Origin of the sequence: Rhizobium mayense (assembly GCF_030272705.1) — a bacterium.
Lineage (GTDB): Bacteria > Pseudomonadota > Alphaproteobacteria > Rhizobiales > Rhizobiaceae > Rhizobium > Rhizobium mayense.
On record NZ_JARFYM010000017.1, the window covers coordinates 1 to 14943 of the forward strand.

16 protein-coding genes and 1 pseudogene are annotated in these 14943 nt (G+C 61.2%); 8 read left to right on the forward strand and 9 right to left on the reverse strand.

Going from position 1 to position 14943, the window contains the following annotated elements; all coding sequences use genetic code 11:
- The 4 genes and pseudogenes from PY649_RS19830 to PY649_RS19845 all read left to right on the forward strand — a co-directional run.
- Window positions 1–508: pseudogene (locus tag PY649_RS19830) on the forward strand (methyl-accepting chemotaxis protein); the annotation flags it as partial.
- Window positions 505–1002 carry a chemotaxis protein CheW gene (locus PY649_RS19835; protein ID WP_285870345.1) on the forward strand — a complete coding sequence of 166 codons (498 nt, stop codon included), beginning with the start codon at window positions 505–507 and terminating at the stop codon, window positions 1000–1002. The pseudogene PY649_RS19830 and the gene PY649_RS19835, both read left to right, overlap by 4 nt.
- Before the next feature lie 21 nt (window positions 1003–1023).
- Window positions 1024–1878, forward strand: a complete 855-nt coding sequence (locus PY649_RS19840; RefSeq protein WP_285870346.1) for a CheR family methyltransferase — start codon at window positions 1024–1026, stop codon at window positions 1876–1878.
- Window positions 1879–1889: 11 nt separating this feature from the next.
- Complete coding sequence (locus PY649_RS19845; RefSeq protein WP_285870347.1) at window positions 1890–2981, forward strand: protein-glutamate methylesterase/protein-glutamine glutaminase; 1092 nt, start codon at window positions 1890–1892, stop codon at window positions 2979–2981.
- On the opposite strand, the gene PY649_RS19850 is transcribed toward PY649_RS19845, so the two are convergent.
- The gene (locus PY649_RS19850) at window positions 2978–3712 is read right to left on the reverse strand and encodes a 3-oxoacyl-ACP reductase family protein (protein ID WP_285870348.1); all 735 of its coding nucleotides are present in this window, start codon (window positions 3710–3712) and stop codon (window positions 2978–2980) included. The genes PY649_RS19845 and PY649_RS19850 overlap by 4 nt on opposite strands.
- Window positions 3713–3786: 74 nt before the next feature.
- The gene (locus tag PY649_RS19855; protein WP_285870349.1) at window positions 3787–4365 is read right to left on the reverse strand and encodes a TetR/AcrR family transcriptional regulator; all 579 of its coding nucleotides are present in this window, start codon (window positions 4363–4365) and stop codon (window positions 3787–3789) included.
- Window positions 4366–4785: 420 nt separating this feature from the next.
- Here PY649_RS19855 and PY649_RS19860 point away from each other — a divergent pair, with 420 nt between their 5' ends.
- From PY649_RS19860 to PY649_RS19870, 3 genes are all read left to right on the forward strand, one after another.
- A complete protein-coding gene (locus tag PY649_RS19860) occupies window positions 4786–5586 on the forward strand; it encodes an inositol monophosphatase family protein (protein WP_285870350.1) in 801 nt (266 codons plus the stop codon).
- Window positions 5587–5720: 134 nt separating this feature from the next.
- A complete protein-coding gene (locus tag PY649_RS19865; protein WP_285870351.1) occupies window positions 5721–6767 on the forward strand; it encodes a flagellar motor protein MotA in 1047 nt (348 codons plus the stop codon).
- A gap of 3 nt (window positions 6768–6770) precedes the next feature.
- On the forward strand, window positions 6771–7802 hold the full coding sequence (locus PY649_RS19870; protein WP_285870352.1) for a peptidoglycan -binding protein: 1032 nt from the start codon (window positions 6771–6773) through the stop codon (window positions 7800–7802).
- 3 nt (window positions 7803–7805) lie between these two features.
- On the opposite strand, the gene PY649_RS19875 is transcribed toward PY649_RS19870, so the two are convergent.
- The 4 genes from PY649_RS19875 to PY649_RS19890 form a co-directional block, all read right to left on the reverse strand.
- Complete coding sequence (locus PY649_RS19875) at window positions 7806–9053, reverse strand: RNA polymerase sigma factor (RefSeq protein WP_285870353.1); 1248 nt, start codon at window positions 9051–9053, stop codon at window positions 7806–7808.
- A 7-nt stretch (window positions 9054–9060) separates the two neighbouring features.
- The gene (locus PY649_RS19880; protein ID WP_285870354.1) at window positions 9061–9399 is read right to left on the reverse strand and encodes a YciI family protein; all 339 of its coding nucleotides are present in this window, start codon (window positions 9397–9399) and stop codon (window positions 9061–9063) included.
- Window positions 9400–9649: 250 nt separating this feature from the next.
- Window positions 9650–9838 (reverse strand): YegP family protein, encoded by a 189-nt coding sequence (locus PY649_RS19885; RefSeq protein WP_285870355.1) that lies wholly within the window; start codon window positions 9836–9838, stop codon window positions 9650–9652.
- A gap of 108 nt (window positions 9839–9946) precedes the next feature.
- Window positions 9947–11767, reverse strand: coding sequence for an ABC transporter transmembrane domain-containing protein (locus tag PY649_RS19890; protein WP_432761381.1), 1821 nt, complete (start codon window positions 11765–11767; stop codon window positions 9947–9949).
- Between the two features lie 175 nt (window positions 11768–11942).
- On the opposite strand from PY649_RS19890, the gene rpmE reads away from it, so the two are divergent.
- Window positions 11943–12164 (forward strand): 50S ribosomal protein L31, encoded by a 222-nt coding sequence (gene rpmE / locus PY649_RS19895; protein WP_104824196.1) that lies wholly within the window; start codon window positions 11943–11945, stop codon window positions 12162–12164.
- 171 nt (window positions 12165–12335) lie between these two features.
- Here rpmE and rcdA read toward each other — a convergent pair whose 3' ends face one another.
- From rcdA to PY649_RS19910, 3 genes are all read right to left on the reverse strand, one after another.
- Window positions 12336–12851 carry a protease adaptor protein RcdA gene (rcdA, locus tag PY649_RS19900; RefSeq protein ID WP_285870357.1) on the reverse strand — a complete coding sequence of 172 codons (516 nt, stop codon included), beginning with the start codon at window positions 12849–12851 and terminating at the stop codon, window positions 12336–12338.
- Window positions 12852–13219: 368 nt separating this feature from the next.
- On the reverse strand, window positions 13220–13411 hold the full coding sequence (locus PY649_RS19905) for a DUF1192 domain-containing protein (protein WP_285870358.1): 192 nt from the start codon (window positions 13409–13411) through the stop codon (window positions 13220–13222).
- Window positions 13412–13463: 52 nt separating this feature from the next.
- Window positions 13464–14729: an MFS transporter gene (locus PY649_RS19910; RefSeq protein ID WP_285870359.1), complete on the reverse strand. Its 1266-nt coding sequence runs from the start codon at window positions 14727–14729 to the stop codon at window positions 13464–13466.
- Window positions 14730–14943: the final 214 nt, after the last annotated feature.

Here is a 14943-nt window from a genome sequence, read left to right on the forward strand (position 1 = left end):
CAAGCTTGCCGAACGCTCTCAATCTGCTGCCGCCGAAATCAGCTCGATGTCGAGCGATACCGTCAAGGCAGCTGCAGAAGCCGGTGAAATGCTCGGCCGACTGGTTCCGGATATCCGCAAGACCGCCGAACTGGTCTCCGAGATCAGCGCCGCCTGCCGCGAACAGGATGTGGGTGCCGCCCAGATCAACGAGGCGATCCAGCAGCTCGACAAGGTCACACAGCAGAATGCCGGCGCCTCGGAACAGATGTCGGCCACTTCGGAAGAGCTGGCCGCCCAGGCCGAGGAGCTGCAGACCTCGATCGCCTTCTTCAAGGTCGACACATCGGCCAATCGCCAGAACCGTACGGCCAAGGCGACAGGTCGGGCTTCGACTGCGGCCGCTCGTCAACCGAAGGCGGCGAAACCCACGGTTCAGGCGCAGCAGGCACGTCTCAAGGGCTTCGCTCTCGATCTCTCCATGGGCGGCCCGGACGATGGCGACGCCGAATTCAAGGAAAGCGCATGATCATGGCCACACCTGCTTTGGAAGCGCAATTCGTCACCTTCAGCCTCGGCGAGGAAGTCTTCGCCGTACCCGTCGAAGTCGTCCGCGAAATCCTCGACTATGCCGAGGCTTTCAAGATCCCGAGCGGGCCGGATTATCTGCTCGGCCTGCGCGATGTGCGCGGGCAGGGCGTGCCCACCATCGATCTCCGGCTGAAGCTCGGTCTCTCCAAGACCGTGCCGACCTCGCACACCCGTGTGCTGGTGCTGGATATTCCGATCGAGGCCAAAGTGCTGACGCTTGGCCTCGTCGCCGACCGCGTTTTCGAGGTCACGCCCTTCCGGCGTGACCAGATCGAAGCGGCGCCCGACATCGGCGTCCGCTGGCGTTCCGACTATATCGCCGGCGTCGTACGTCGGGAAAATGGCTTCGTCGTCATCGTCGATCTCGCCCGCCTGCTGTCGCGGGAAGACACCGTCGCGCTCGATCCGCATCGCGCCGGTCATGCTGCATAGGAATTCGTAAGGAGTGGATGAATGGGAATGGCCGCCGTTCAGGAAAGTCAAAGCATCGGTGACCGCATCAGCAAGCGGAATTTCGAGAAGCTGGCGCGTTTCATCTATGATTACAGCGGCATCAAGATGCCGTCGACAAAGCTGACGATGCTGGAAGGGCGGCTGCGGCGCCGGCTGCGCGCCACCAGCATCACGTCATTCGACGACTATTGTGATTTTCTCTTCAACCACGGCGGCCTTGAACAGGAAACGGTCTACCTCATCGATGCGGTGACGACCAACAAGACCGATTTCTTCCGCGAGGCCAGACACTTCGAATTCATGCAGGCTGTGGCCTTGCCGGCGCTGACGCGCGCCGGCCATCGCCGCCTGCGCGCCTGGAGTGCCGCCTGTTCGACCGGAGCGGAGCCCTATACGATGGCGATGGTGATGGAGGAATTTTCCGAAGACAGTGGCGTCGATTATAAGATCCTGGCGACCGACCTCAGCACCGACGTGCTGCAATCGGCCAGGAGCGGCATTTATACGGATGAGATGGTGTCGCCGGTTCCAGCCGAACTGAAGCGCAAATATGTGATGACCGCCAAAGTGCCGGGCAAGCGCGAGGTGCGCATTACGCCGCGGCTGCGCTCGAAGATCGGCTTCGGCCGGTTGAACCTGATGGATGAGAAGTATCAGGTGGGCGATGCCATGCACATCATCTTCTGCCGCAACGTCCTCATCTATTTCGACAAGCAGACGCAAGCCGGCGTCCTCTCGCGTCTGTGCGATTGTCTGGTGCCCGGCGGCTATATGTTCATCGGCCACTCGGAATCGGTCACCGGCTTCGACCTACCTCTGAAACAGGTTTCCAACACCGTCTTCCAGCGACTCTAAGGCAGGTAACCATGCCAAAGAAAATCCGCGTCCTGATCATCGATGACTCCGCCAGCGTGCGTCAGACGCTCGCGGCACTGCTGTCGGAGGACCCTGAGATCGAGGTGATGGGGGTAGCGACCGATCCCTTCATGGCCGCCCGCAAGATCCAGGAGGAGATCCCCGACGTCATCACGCTGGATGTCGAGATGCCGCGGATGGACGGCATCACGTTCCTGCGCAAGCTGATGTCGCAGCGGCCCATCCCGGTCGTCATGTGCTCGTCGCTGACGGAGGCGGGTTCGGAGACTTTGCTGCAGGCATTGGAAGCCGGTGCTGTTGATATCATCCAGAAGCCCCGGATCGGCGCCGCCGACTATCTGGCCGACGAGGCGATGCGTATTCGCGAGGTGGTCAAGAGTGCGTCGCATGCCAGGCTGCCGAGTATCCGGCGGGCCGAGGCTCGTTCGGCATCCGCTTCGGGACCAGCCAAGAAGCTGACGGCCGACGCCATGCTGCCGCCGCCGACCGGCCGCGCCATGGCGAAGACGACCGAGATGGTGGTCTGCGTCGGCGCCTCGACCGGCGGCACCGAGGCGCTGCGCGAGATGCTGGAGGCGCTGCCTGCCAATGCACCGGGTATGGTCATCGTCCAGCACATGCCGGAAAAGTTTACTGCCGCCTTCGCTAAGCGGCTGAACAGTCTCTGCGAAGTGGAGGTGAAGGAAGCGGCCGATGGCGATCCGGTTCTGCGCGGCCACGTGCTGATCGCCCCAGGCGACAATCATATGCTGCTGGAGCGGCAGGGAGCCCGTTACCATGTAGCTGTCAAGACCGGGCCGCTGGTGTCGCGCCACCGGCCTTCCGTCGATGTGCTTTTCCGCTCGGCGGCGCGGTCGGCCGGATCGAATGCCATGGGGGTCATCATGACCGGCATGGGCGATGACGGGGCGCGCGGCATGTTCGAGATGAAACAGGCCGGCGCCTTCACGGTTGCCCAGGACGAGGCGACCTCCGTCGTTTTCGGCATGCCGAAGGAGGCGATCGCCCGCGGTGGCGTCGATCGTGTCGTGCCGCTAGAGCAGATCGCCCGAGAGATCCTGATGGCGCAGCAGAAATTCTAAGCCAGATAACCGCCGTCGATCGTAAGCGCCGAACCGGTCACGAAGGCGGCCTCGGGGCTGCAGAGATAGGCGACAAGGGCGGCGATTTCCGTGTCCTTGCCAAGCCGACCGACAGGCAAGAGCGGTTTCAACATCTCGCCAGCATCCACTGTCATGCCGCTCAGCGTCGGGCCGGGTTGGATGGTGTTGACGGTGATGCCGCGCGGGCTCAAGTCGCGGGCGAGGCCGCGAGTCATGGCGGCAACGGCGCCCTTGGTGGCGCTATAGACCGAAGCTCCCGGAAAACCGGCGCGCTCCGCGGCGACGCTGCCGACGGTGATGATGCGGCCGCCCTCGCTCATGTGTTTGATCGCGGCCTGCGCGGCAACGAAGACTGCCCGGACATTGACGGCGAACATGCGGTCGAAATCGGCGAGATCGTAATTGTCCACCGTCTCTCGGATCAGGATGCCGGCATTGTTGACCAGGATATCGAGGCCGCCGAACCGCTCAACGGTGCGGATGACCGCGGCGCGCACGGCGTCCGGATCGGCGCTGTCGGCTCTCATGGCGATCGCCGCGCCGCCGGCTGCCTCGATATCACGCACCAGGGCTTCCGCCTTGTCCGGCGAGGACGAGTAGGTGAAAGCCACCTTGACGCCATCGGCGCTCAACCGGCGGACGATGCCTGCTCCGATGCTCCGAGAGCCGCCGGTGACGAGGGCAACCTTGTTGATGAGGGGTTGGGACATGATATTTCCTTTCGTTATTTTGGACTGTTTAATCTAGAATTGCGCATGCCAAAACGAAGCAAGCCGCGAAGGCTTCAGGTCAAGCTTTTGAGGGCCATATGGGCGATGGCGGTGAGCGTTTCGGGGGAGGCGCCGCCACGGGCGCTGACTTTCATCCCTGAGATTGTGGCGCCGAGAAAATGAACGGCGCTCATGACGTCGAGATCTGCGGCAAAATCACCGCTGGCGATGCCGGCCCTGATGACGCTTTCGAGCGAGGAGGAAAGGATACGTGAAGCTTCGTCGGTCAGCGTTGCGACCTCGGCATCGGCCCGGCCGAATTCGCAGATGGCGCTGACGCCGAGGCAACAGCGGCTCGCTTCGCTCGCTGGACGTGCTGCAAACGCAACGAGCGCGGCCTCAATCCCCGCCAACGCCGAACGGTCTCCCTTAAGGTCCGCGAGGATGCGGGCGAGGCTGTCGGCATTATATCGCTTGAGCGCTTCGAGATAGAGGCTCCTCTTGTCGCCAAAGGTGTCATACATGCTCTGCCGGCTGATCTTCATGTCCTTCAGCAGGTCGTCCGTCGACGTGCCTTCGTATCCGTGGTCGGAGAAGACCCGGATGGCGGCGCTGAGCGCCTCGTCGCGATCGAATTCCTTGTGTCGTGCCATATGGGCGTTGTAGCGATTCTAGACTGATTAGTCCAGAAATTTTTTGAGAAAGTGCGGCGAGGGTGGATTTCAGATCCCTGCCTGGATTTCGCCCCCACCCGCCCTCGTGGTTCGAGGCATTTCTCCGCCGCGCTCCGAAATGCACCTCGCCATGAGGGCTGATCTTTTGTACCGTGCCTCGAATTCTCTCAGTCCTAACTCTGTCCCAAGCGGTGATGGCCCCGCCCTCATGGTGACGTGCGCAGCCCATAGAGCGAAGCCTCGAACCATGAGGGCGGCCCTCTACCACGCTTCGGCACTTGAAATTCCCCCGATTTTGTGGTCTTGAGGCCGCCAATCTTTAATGCGCTGCCGATCCCGCTCCGCCGGGGCCTGTTTTCGGGTCCGGTCAGCGCCTCCTATTTTACCCAAGGAAGCCCGATGGCCCGTTCTGCTCTTCTCAATGTCATGGTTCAGGCTGCCCTCAAGGCAGGCAAGTCGCTCAGCCGCGATTTCGGCGAGGTGCAGAACCTGCAGGTTTCGGTGAAGGGACCGGGCGATTTCGTCAGCCAGGCCGATTTCAAGGCGCAGAAGATCATTCATGACGAGCTGCTGAAAGCACGGCCGACCTATGGCTTCCTCGGCGAGGAGAGCGAAGAGATCAAGGGCACCGACGGCGCACATCGCTGGATCGTCGATCCTCTCGACGGAACGACCAACTTCCTGCACGGCATTCCGATGTTCTCCGTTTCGATCGCATTGGAGCGCAACGGCGAAATCGTCGGCGCCGTCGTCTTCAATCCGGCAACGGACGAACTCTATACGGCCGAGCGTGGCGGTGGCGCCTTCCTCAACGATCGCCGTCTGCGCGTCGCCTCACGGCGCGTGCTGTCGGACTGCGTCATCGGCTGCGGTGTTCCGCATCTTGGCCGCGGTAACCACGGCAAGTTCCTGGTCGAGCTGCGCCACGTCATGGGCGAAGTCGCCGGGATCCGTCGGATTGGTTCTGCAGCGCTCGATCTCGCCTATGTCGCCGCCGGCCGTTTCGACGGCTTCTGGGAAGTAGGCCTGTCGCCCTGGGACATGGCGGCCGGTATCCTGCTGGTGCGCGAAGCCGGCGGCTTCGTCTCCGATTTCAACGGCGGCACCGACATGCTCGGCACCAGCTCGATCATCTGCGGCAATGAGCATATACAAAAGGCGCTGGCCGAGGTCGTCAAGCGACCGATCCCGACGAAATAAGGATCGTCCTTCGCCAATTGCCCTGCGGCAAAACAGGCTGTTGCCAATGGCTGGTTTTGTGTTTTCCGTCTCTTCAATTCGGCACAATGTTGCTCTAGTCTCCGGCTGCGGAAAATCCGGAGGCTAAGCGTGCAATGGAAAATGTAAATCTGGGGGATCTGGGTTCGACCGACAACGTGTCGGCCAACTACACCTACAAACTCTCCAGCCCAATGGCCTTCTTTTGGACGATGATCCTTTTCCTGGTCATCGTCGGGTTTATCGTAGCGATCCTGTTTCGGCAGGCCCAAGTCGCCTTCTTGCACAATCCCGGCCTCAATGGCTTGATCCTTGGTGTGTTGGCCGTCGGCATTCTATTGGTATTCAATCACGTCCTGATGCTCAGGCCGGAGGTCCGGTGGTTCAACCATTTCCGCGCGGTGGGCAATGTTGCCGACAAGGTCGGGCGCAATCCGCGGCTTCTGGCGCCGATGCGGGCGCTGATCGGCAATCGTCGCGGCATGTTGTCGACGGCGACTCTACGCTCGATCCTCGATTCCATCGCCACCCGACTGGATGAATCGCGCGACACTTCGCGCTATCTCATCGGCCTGCTCGTCTTCCTTGGCCTGCTCGGCACCTTCTGGGGTCTGATCGGCACGATCGGCTCGATCAACGACGTCATCCAGAGTCTCGATGTCGGTTCGGGCGACACCGGCGACATTCTCGGCGCCCTCAAAACTGGCCTGTCAGGCCCGCTGGTCGGCATGGGCACGGCCTTTTCGTCCTCGCTACTCGGCCTTTCCGGCTCCCTGATCCTCGGTTTTCTCGACCTTCAGGCCGGCCGCGCGCAGAACCGCTTCTACACAGAGCTGGAAAACTGGCTTTCCTCAGTCACCGATGTCGGCTCAGATATCACTCCGGTCATCGAAGGCACTAGCGGCGCATCCTCCGAGGATGTGCGGGTGCTTTCGGAATATCTGCGCAAGATCGCGGAAGAGGGCGGTGGTGGCCAGCGTTCGGTGACGGCAATGGCGAACCTCGCCGAAGGTATCCAGGGCCTGGTCAAGAACATGCGCAATGAACAGCAGATGCTGCGCGACTGGATCGAGGCACAGCAGGAAGAGGCGAAGTCGATGCGCCGGACGCTCGACCGTCTCGCCGACCGCATCAGCCACACCGAGAAGACCGGGAGCAAGTAAATCATGGCGCTCGCACGAAACAGTCGCCATAAGAGAACGGTCGACTATTGGCCGGGATTCGTGGATGCGCTCTCCACGCTGTTGATGGCGATCATGTTCCTGCTGACGGTGTTTGTCGTCGGCCAATTCATCCTGAGCCGCGAAATTTCCGGCCGCGACGAGGTGCTGAATCGCCTCAACAGCCAGATTAACGAATTGACGCAGGCATTGGCGCTTGAAAAGAGCGGCAAGCAGGATCTCGAGGATTCCGTCGCCAATCTGCAGGCCTCGCTCTCGGCCGCGGAAGGAGACCGCTCGCGCCTGCAGGCGCTGCTCGATGCCGGTTCCGGCAGTAATCAGGCCGCGCAACAGCGGGTCGGCACGCTGACGCAGCAGCTCGATGAGCAGAAGCAGGCGAGCGCCCGCGCGCTGAGCCAGGTCGATCTTCTGAACCAGCAGATTGCCGCGCTCCGTAGCCAGATCGCTGCTGTCGAGGCCGCGTTGCAGGCGTCGGAGCAGAAGGATCAGACATCGCAGGTGAAAATCGCCGATCTCGGCCGGCGACTGAATGTGGCGCTGGCGCAGCGCGTGCAGGAACTGAACCGTTATCGCTCCGACTTCTTCGGGCGCTTGCGCGAAATCCTCTCCGACCGCGATAACATTCGCATCGTCGGCGACCGCTTCGTCTTCCAGTCGGAAGTGCTGTTCCCCTCCGGCTCTGCCGATCTCAATCCGGAAGGTCAGGCGGAGATGACCAAGCTTGCAGCCGCGCTGATCGATCTTTCCAAGGAAATTCCGCCCGAGATCAACTGGGTGCTGCGCGTCGACGGTCATACGGACAACGTGCCGCTCTCCGGCAGCGGCCGCTATCCCGACAACTGGGCGCTGTCGTCGGCCCGCGCCATTGCCGTCGTCAAGTTCCTGATTGCCCATGGCGTTCCTGCGGATCGCCTCGTCGCAGCCGGCTTCGGCGAGTTCCAGCCGATCGCTCCCGGCGATACGCCGGAAGCCCGCGCCACGAACCGCCGCATCGAGTTGAAGCTGACGGAGAAGTAATCGTCAGCTTCGATCGGCCAGAACGGTATCGAGGCGCTCCTGCAGGAATTTGCGGATGGCGGAGCTGTCGCTGAGCCCAATCGCGGTGCGATAGGCCATGACGGCGCTCTCTGCTTCTCCGGCTTCCACCAGCAGGTGGGCGCGAACCGCCCAATAGGGCTGATAGCTGACGATATCGCGCTCAGCCATCTGATTCAGATGATGCAATCCAGCGGCCGCCCCCTGCGCCCGGCCGATCACGGCGGCTTGGCTGACGCGGGCGCCGACGGTCGGTTTCATCAGCACGAGCGCGTCATAGAGCGTTGCGAGCGCTGCCCAGTCGGTCATTCCGGAGTGTCGCCGCTCGGTATGGACGGACTGGATCGCCGCCTGGCATTGAAATGGGCCGAAGCGATCGAAAGCGCCCGCCTGCTGCAGCAGGCCGTCAGCTTCCGCGATCATGATGGCGTTCCAGCGGGTGGTATTCTGTCCGTCGAGCGGCACATAATGGCCATCTGCGTCCCGGCGGGCGGCACGGCGGGCTTCGCAGTAAAGCATCAGGGACAGCAATCCCATCGCTTCCGGCTCCTGCGGCATGGTCGCAAGCAGGGCGCGACCGAGCCAGATGGCTTCGTCTGCCAGGGAACTGCGCTTGCCATCTCCACCATCCAGCCCGTCCCAGCCGAGGCCATAGGCAGCATAGATTGCCGAGAGCACGCTGGTCAGGCGCTCCGGCAGCACGGAACGGTCGGGAACGATAAAGGGGATGTGCGCTTCGCGGATCTTGGTCTTTGCCCGAACCAGCCGCTGGCTCATGGTTTCCGGCGAGACGATAAAGGCCTGCGATATGGTCCTGGCGTCGATGCCGAGAACCGTCTGCAGCATCAGCGGCGTATGCACGGACTGGTCGATGGCCGGATGGGTGCAGGTGAACAGCAGCTTCAGCCGTTCGTCGGGGAAAGTCGGCCCACCCGCATTCATGCGCTCCTCCGCCTCCTCGAAAGCGAGGGCGATCGTATCGCGGGCGGCGGCCTTGACGCTTGCATGCCTCGCGGCGCCGTAAAGATTTCGCCGCGCCGCGACCAATAGCCAGGCCTCGGGATTGTCGGGAATACCGCGCTCTGGCCAAACGTTCAGCGCGGTTGCAAGCGCCTCCGACAGCGCATCCTCGGCTGCCGGGACGTCGCCCGAGCGGGCTGCGAGAAAGGCGATCAACTTGCCGTAGGATTGGCGCGCCACCCGCTCGGTGGCGCGTCCAACGTCGTGATTCATGGCCATCTCACATCTGCAGGCGTGGCCGCACTTCGACGGAGCCATGCTGGGAAACCGGCACGCGCACGGCCCATTCCAGCGCTGCGTCCAGATTCGGTACGTCGATCAGATAGAAACCGCCGAGCTGCTCTTTACCTTCCGGAAAAGGGCCGTCCTGCACATCGTGGTCATCGCCGCGACGGCGGACGACCGTTGCGGTTTCCGGGGCTGTCAGCCCGGCGCCGCCGGTCATGATGCCGGCCTGAACGAGCGCCTGCGTATAGGCGATCCAGCCGTTCTTATAGGTGGGCTCCTCGCGCCGCTTAAAATCCTCGGCCGATTCACGGATGATCAAGGCATACTGCATGGGAAAACTCCTGCTGGCTTTGTTGGCGACAATCCGGACGGGACATTGCATCTAAGGAGCAAATGCTAAAATGTGCAACGCCGTCGGCGAAACGGCTTCATGCCGTCCCGATACAATGAGCCGCGAGCGGGGCCGATTTCGACAGGCCGGCACAGATTTTTTCAAATTTCTAGGGTCAAATTAAAACAGCCGGCACGCCAGAAGGCGGCCGGCCGTAGAAGGCTGCATAGCAGACGCTCGACGCGAAGTCTTAGGCGGTAGCGGTGGTCTGGTCGTCGATGGCAGCGCCGCCGACGTGGGCCTTGATCGATTCAATGGCATGGAGGGCCGAAGCCTTCGCCTTATAGCCTTCGGAGGCAAACATGGTTTCGCCGTTCGAGGCCTTGAACCGGAAGCGGAATTCGCCAGCCTTGTCCTTGTAGACTTCAAATTTATACATGGTTCCCGTCTCCTAGAATCGCATCAGCGCGAGATGACGGGAAAAATCTAGCGCAACTTTAAAGCTATTTCCACCTGTTGTATTCGGCTTACGTTCGCCAATCCGTCTCTATTTGACGGCAAGCATGCGGCCTTCGATGCCGGCGTCGAATTGCAACCGCGCCAGCTTGGCGTAGATGCCGCCGTGCTGGATCAGGCTCTGATGCGTGCCTTCTTCGACGATGCGGCCTTGATCGAGGACCAGGATACGGTCGGCCTTCAGCACGGTCGCCAGGCGGTGGGCGATGACGAGGGTGGTGCGCGTTTCCATCAGACCATCCAGTGCCTTCTGAACCAGCGTCTCGCTCTCGGCGTCGAGTGCCGATGTCGCTTCGTCGAGCAGCAGGATCGGCGCATTCTTCAGGATGGCGCGGGCGATGGCGATACGCTGACGCTGGCCGCCGGAAAGGGTTATGCCGCGCTCGCCCACTTGCGTGTCGTAACCCTGGTCCAGGCGTGAGATGAAGTCATCCGCCTGAGCAGCCATCGCGGCAGCGCGAACCTCGTCGCGCATGGCTCCGGGGCGACCGAACGCGATGTTGTCATGGATCGAGGCAGCAAAAATCGTTGTGTCCTGCGGCACGATGGCGATGCGGCCACGCAAGGCATCGGGAGAGACGCGGCTGACATCGACGCCGTCGACCGCGACGCTACCCTGCTGCGGATCGTAGAAACGCAGGAGCAGCGAAAAGACCGTGCTCTTACCGGCACCGGAAGGGCCGACAATCGCCACCGTTTCGCCCGGCTTGACGGAAAGCGACAGGCCATGCAGCGCGGACTTTTCAGGCCGCGACGGATAGGAGAAATGCACATCGGAGAATTCCACCCGACCCTGCGGCGGATGGGGGAGGGGCCGCGGATCGGAGGGGGTAGCGATCGGCGAGACTTCAGCCAGAAGTTCGCCCAACCGGTCGGCTGCGCCGGCAGCTTGCGATAGCTCGCCCCAGACTTCCGACAGTGAACCGAGCGACGAGCCGGCGATAACGGAGTAAAGGAGGAACTGACCGAGCGTTCCTGCCGACATCGTACCGGCGAGCACATTCTGTGCCCCGACCCAGAGCACGGCGACGATGCTGCCGAAGACCATGGTGATGGCAAAGCCGGTCAGCAGCGAGCGGGATTTGATCGCGGCACGCGCAGCTTGATAGGCATCCTCGACCGCCGCGCCATAACGCTGCGCGGCGGCGGCTTCGCCGTTAAAGGCTTGTATGGTGCGGCTGGCGGCGATGGTTTCGTTGGCATAGGCCGACGCATTGGCCAGCGTATCCTGTGCGGCGCGCGAGCGCTTGCGCACCGAGCGACCGAAGCTGACGAGCGGCAGCACGATGATCGGAATGGCGATCAGCACGATGCTCGACAGCTTGGGGCTGGTGACGATCATCATGACCACGGCGCCGAGACAGAGGATGAGATTGCGCAGCGCCACCGAAGCCGTTGAGCCGACGGCGGACTTGATCTGCGTCGTGTCGGCCGTCAGCCGCGAAACGATTTCACCGGATTGATTGACATCGAAGAAGGAGGCCGACAGTCGCGTCACATGGTCGAAGACCTCGCGGCGCATATCCGAGACGATGCGCTCGCCAATGGTAATGACAAAATAATAGCGCAGCGCACTCGCGAGCGCGAGGATGACGGCCATGACCATGATCGCGGCGAAATAGCTGTCGATGAGACCGCGATCGGACTGATCGAAGCCGTGGTCGATCATGCGCCGGACGGCAAGCGGCAGGGCGAGAGAGGTGACGGCGGCAGCGACCAAGGCGATAAGCGCGCCCAACACCATGCTGCGATAACGCCTGAGATAGGGTGTCAGGCGCAGAAGCGGCCGAATGGATCTGCGTTTTTTGTCGTCTGCCTGGCCCGTCTCTGACAAGTCGTCTCCAATCCCCATATCAGCAAGGGACTTCGCGCTTTCGCCCCTTGTTATCCTTGCTGCCTTCATGTATAGGCACGCCATCTTAATTGGAAGCCGTGGCCTCAATCGGACTGCGGCTTCATTTATTCAATCGGTTCGGTTGCCGCAATGGCTTGCGACAAATGGACCCTGGCATGACAGGAAGATTGTTATGAAGGCCAACATCCATCCCGACTACCACACCATCAAGGTGGTCATGACCGACGGCACCGAATACGAAACCCGCTCGACCTGGGGTTCGGAAGGCGCTGTCATGAACCTCGAAATCGACAGCAAGTCTCATCCGGCTTGGACGGGCGGCAATCAGCAGCTCATGGACCGCGGCGGTCGCGTTTCCAAGTTCAACAAGCGCTTCGGCGGTCTCGGCATCTAATCGCTTCGCGATCTGGTGTTTTGAAAAGAGCCCGGTTTTGCCGGGCTTTTTTGTTGTCTTCGTGCGATGCCTTCTCTCGAGCGCGTCTCGTCGAGCATCTCAGACTGAACAAATAAAACCGGCCGTGCGAAACACGGCCGGTTTTATTTGTTAGCGGTAAGCTGTCGAAACTTAGTTATTTCCAAAAGCCGTCTGCAGCAGGGTGAGCTGCGCTTTGACGCTGTTCTGGTTGTCCGGGACAATCGGGGCTTCGGCCGGGCGATAGATTTCCCGGTCTAGCAAAGCGACGCGATTCTGAAGACGCAGGGACCGTTCGACGAGGTCACGGAAGGCTTCCGGCAGGTCGCTCCAGCCAGGTGCATTGCGGTCGACGTTGAAGCCGTCGAGGCGGACCTTGTTCTTTTCGGCCAATACCTGATCGCGCGACATTTCGCCGTTGTTGACGGCGCGCTGCAGCAGCAGCCACGAGGCCATCTGCATGAGGCGGGTGGTCAGGCGCATGGATTCGGCGGCATAAAGCACGGAGGCCATCCGCGGTAGAACCTTGGAAGCTGCGCGACCCTGGCCATCGAGATAAGCAGCGGTTTCCTCCACCAGCGACATGCCTTCGGAGTACAGCGTCCTGAACTGCGCTGATGAAGCTGCATGGCCAGCAAAGCTGATCGTGTTCAACCCAAGTTCCGACATCGAAGAAATCCCTGCCTAACGCAACACTTTTGTTCAGGAAAAGCCGGTCAAGTCCAGAAGAACTCTCGGCGCCCGTTCTTATGACTTCAAGATGGTGGTTTTAACTGAAATTCGCAAGGCGATTCTTAAGAAAGGGTTAATCTCCACAGTTTCCTCGGAAGCGCCGCATCGAGGCGAAAAAGAAGAGCCGCAGAAGCGGCTCTCAAGGTAAAACAGGGAGAAAAATCAGACCAATTCGCCAAGTGGAGGAACTGTCTGAGTCCAGAGCGAATCTGGATGGTCATAGTAATATGTCGTAAAGCTTAATATTCCGTTGAGCATGTCCCGATCTGTACTTCGATCGCACAAATTTAGCGCTGATGGCAGGCTCAGGAGCGGAACAGGCTTTCGGCGGCCTTGCGGCCGGATGCCTTGGTGGCGATCTCGGCTTCCAGCCGCGCGATCTCTGCCTGCATCAAGGCGATACGCGCCTTGAGTTCGTCGACGGAAAGCAGTGACAGGTCGCTGCCGATCTCATGGGCAGACGGCTTCTTGGGTCGGTCGTCGTCGAAAATGCTCATTTCGTCTCCTCCTGGTCACTTCTGGCTTGTCGCTCCCTGGCGCCCAAGTGCGCTAATTTACCGTCGTATCTTCCTTTTTAGAAGCGTCGCTGCGTGCCAGCGACAGGCTTTCCGGCGTGATCATCTGCGCATTCGCCGACGGCATCGTCGTATAGGCTTCGCGGTCGCCCGCGGGCTTGGCGGCGCGCTGACGGCTGCGGAAGATCGCATAGCTCGTGATCAGCACATGGGCCACCGCGGTGACGAAGAACAACGCATAGGGGCCGATGGACGTCATGACCGGACCGCCGAGCGTCGGACCTATGATCGTGCCGATGCCATAGAGCAGCAACAGGCCGCCCGAGACCTTGACGAAATCCTGAGGTGCCGCGAAGTCGTTGGCATGGGCAACCGCAATGGGATAGAGCGTGTTGGCGACTGCGCCATAGATCACCACCATGCTGATCAGGAAATAAGGATGGCCAGGCTGCAACAAAAAGATCAGAAGGCCGTCGATAGCGGCGATGGCGGCCATGCCGGCTAGCACATAGCGGCGGTCGATGCGGTCGGAAAGGCGGCCGGCCGGAAGCTGCATCACGGCGCCGGCGAAGATGGTCGTACTCATCATCAGCGCGATATTGCTGTCCGAGAGGCCGGCATTGGCGCCGAAGACCGCGCCAAGTGTGCCGTAGGCGCCGTTGGCGATGCCGACCAGGAGGATGCCGATGGAAGCGACCGGCGAATTGCGATAGAGCGCCTTTAGATCCAGGCTGACGGCTTTCAGCGGTTGCGGCGAAGCTGCGGTCGAGAGCGTCGTCGGCAGCATGGCGATGCAATAGCAGATGCCGCACCACATGAAGAGAATGGGGGTGTGGATGTCGGCGAAGGGGACCATCATTTGGCCCGCGACGGCGCCGATCAGCGTAATGCCGATATAGAGCGAGAAAATCGCGCCGCGGCTTTCGTTCGTTGCACGCTCGTTGAGCCAGCTTTCGATGATCATCGAGGTGCCGGCGGTGCAGAATCCGGTGACGGCGCGCAGCAACACCCACCAGACGGGGTTGACGATGATGCCGGTCAGAAGCGCGATGACGGCGATCACGGAGATGAAACCGGAAAAGGCGCGCACATGGCCGATGCGCCGGACCAGCTTCGGCGCCGTCAGGCAGCCGAGAACGAAGCCTGTCGCCCAGGTTGTGCCGAGCAGGCCGAGCGTCGTGGTGGCATAGCCCTCGGCTGTACCACGCACCGGTAGAAGCAGACTGTGCAGGCCATTGCCTGTGAAGAGGAAGAGCGTACCGAAAAGCAGGGCGAGAACGGGCAGGATATTTCTTTTCATGTTCCCCACTTTCATTCGGTTCGGCTTAAGGAACCGATAAGGCAGGAACGAGTCCTGCCAGTTTTCGCTATTGATTGTGCCCCGGATTGCCGTTATCGGCCTGTAGAAACAGTCTGTTGGCGCGGAAAAATGTCCGTCCTATGACGATTAGAGCATGATCGCGAAAGCTGCGCAGTGGTTTTTGTATGAGGCCATGCTCACACTTGCGCAAACG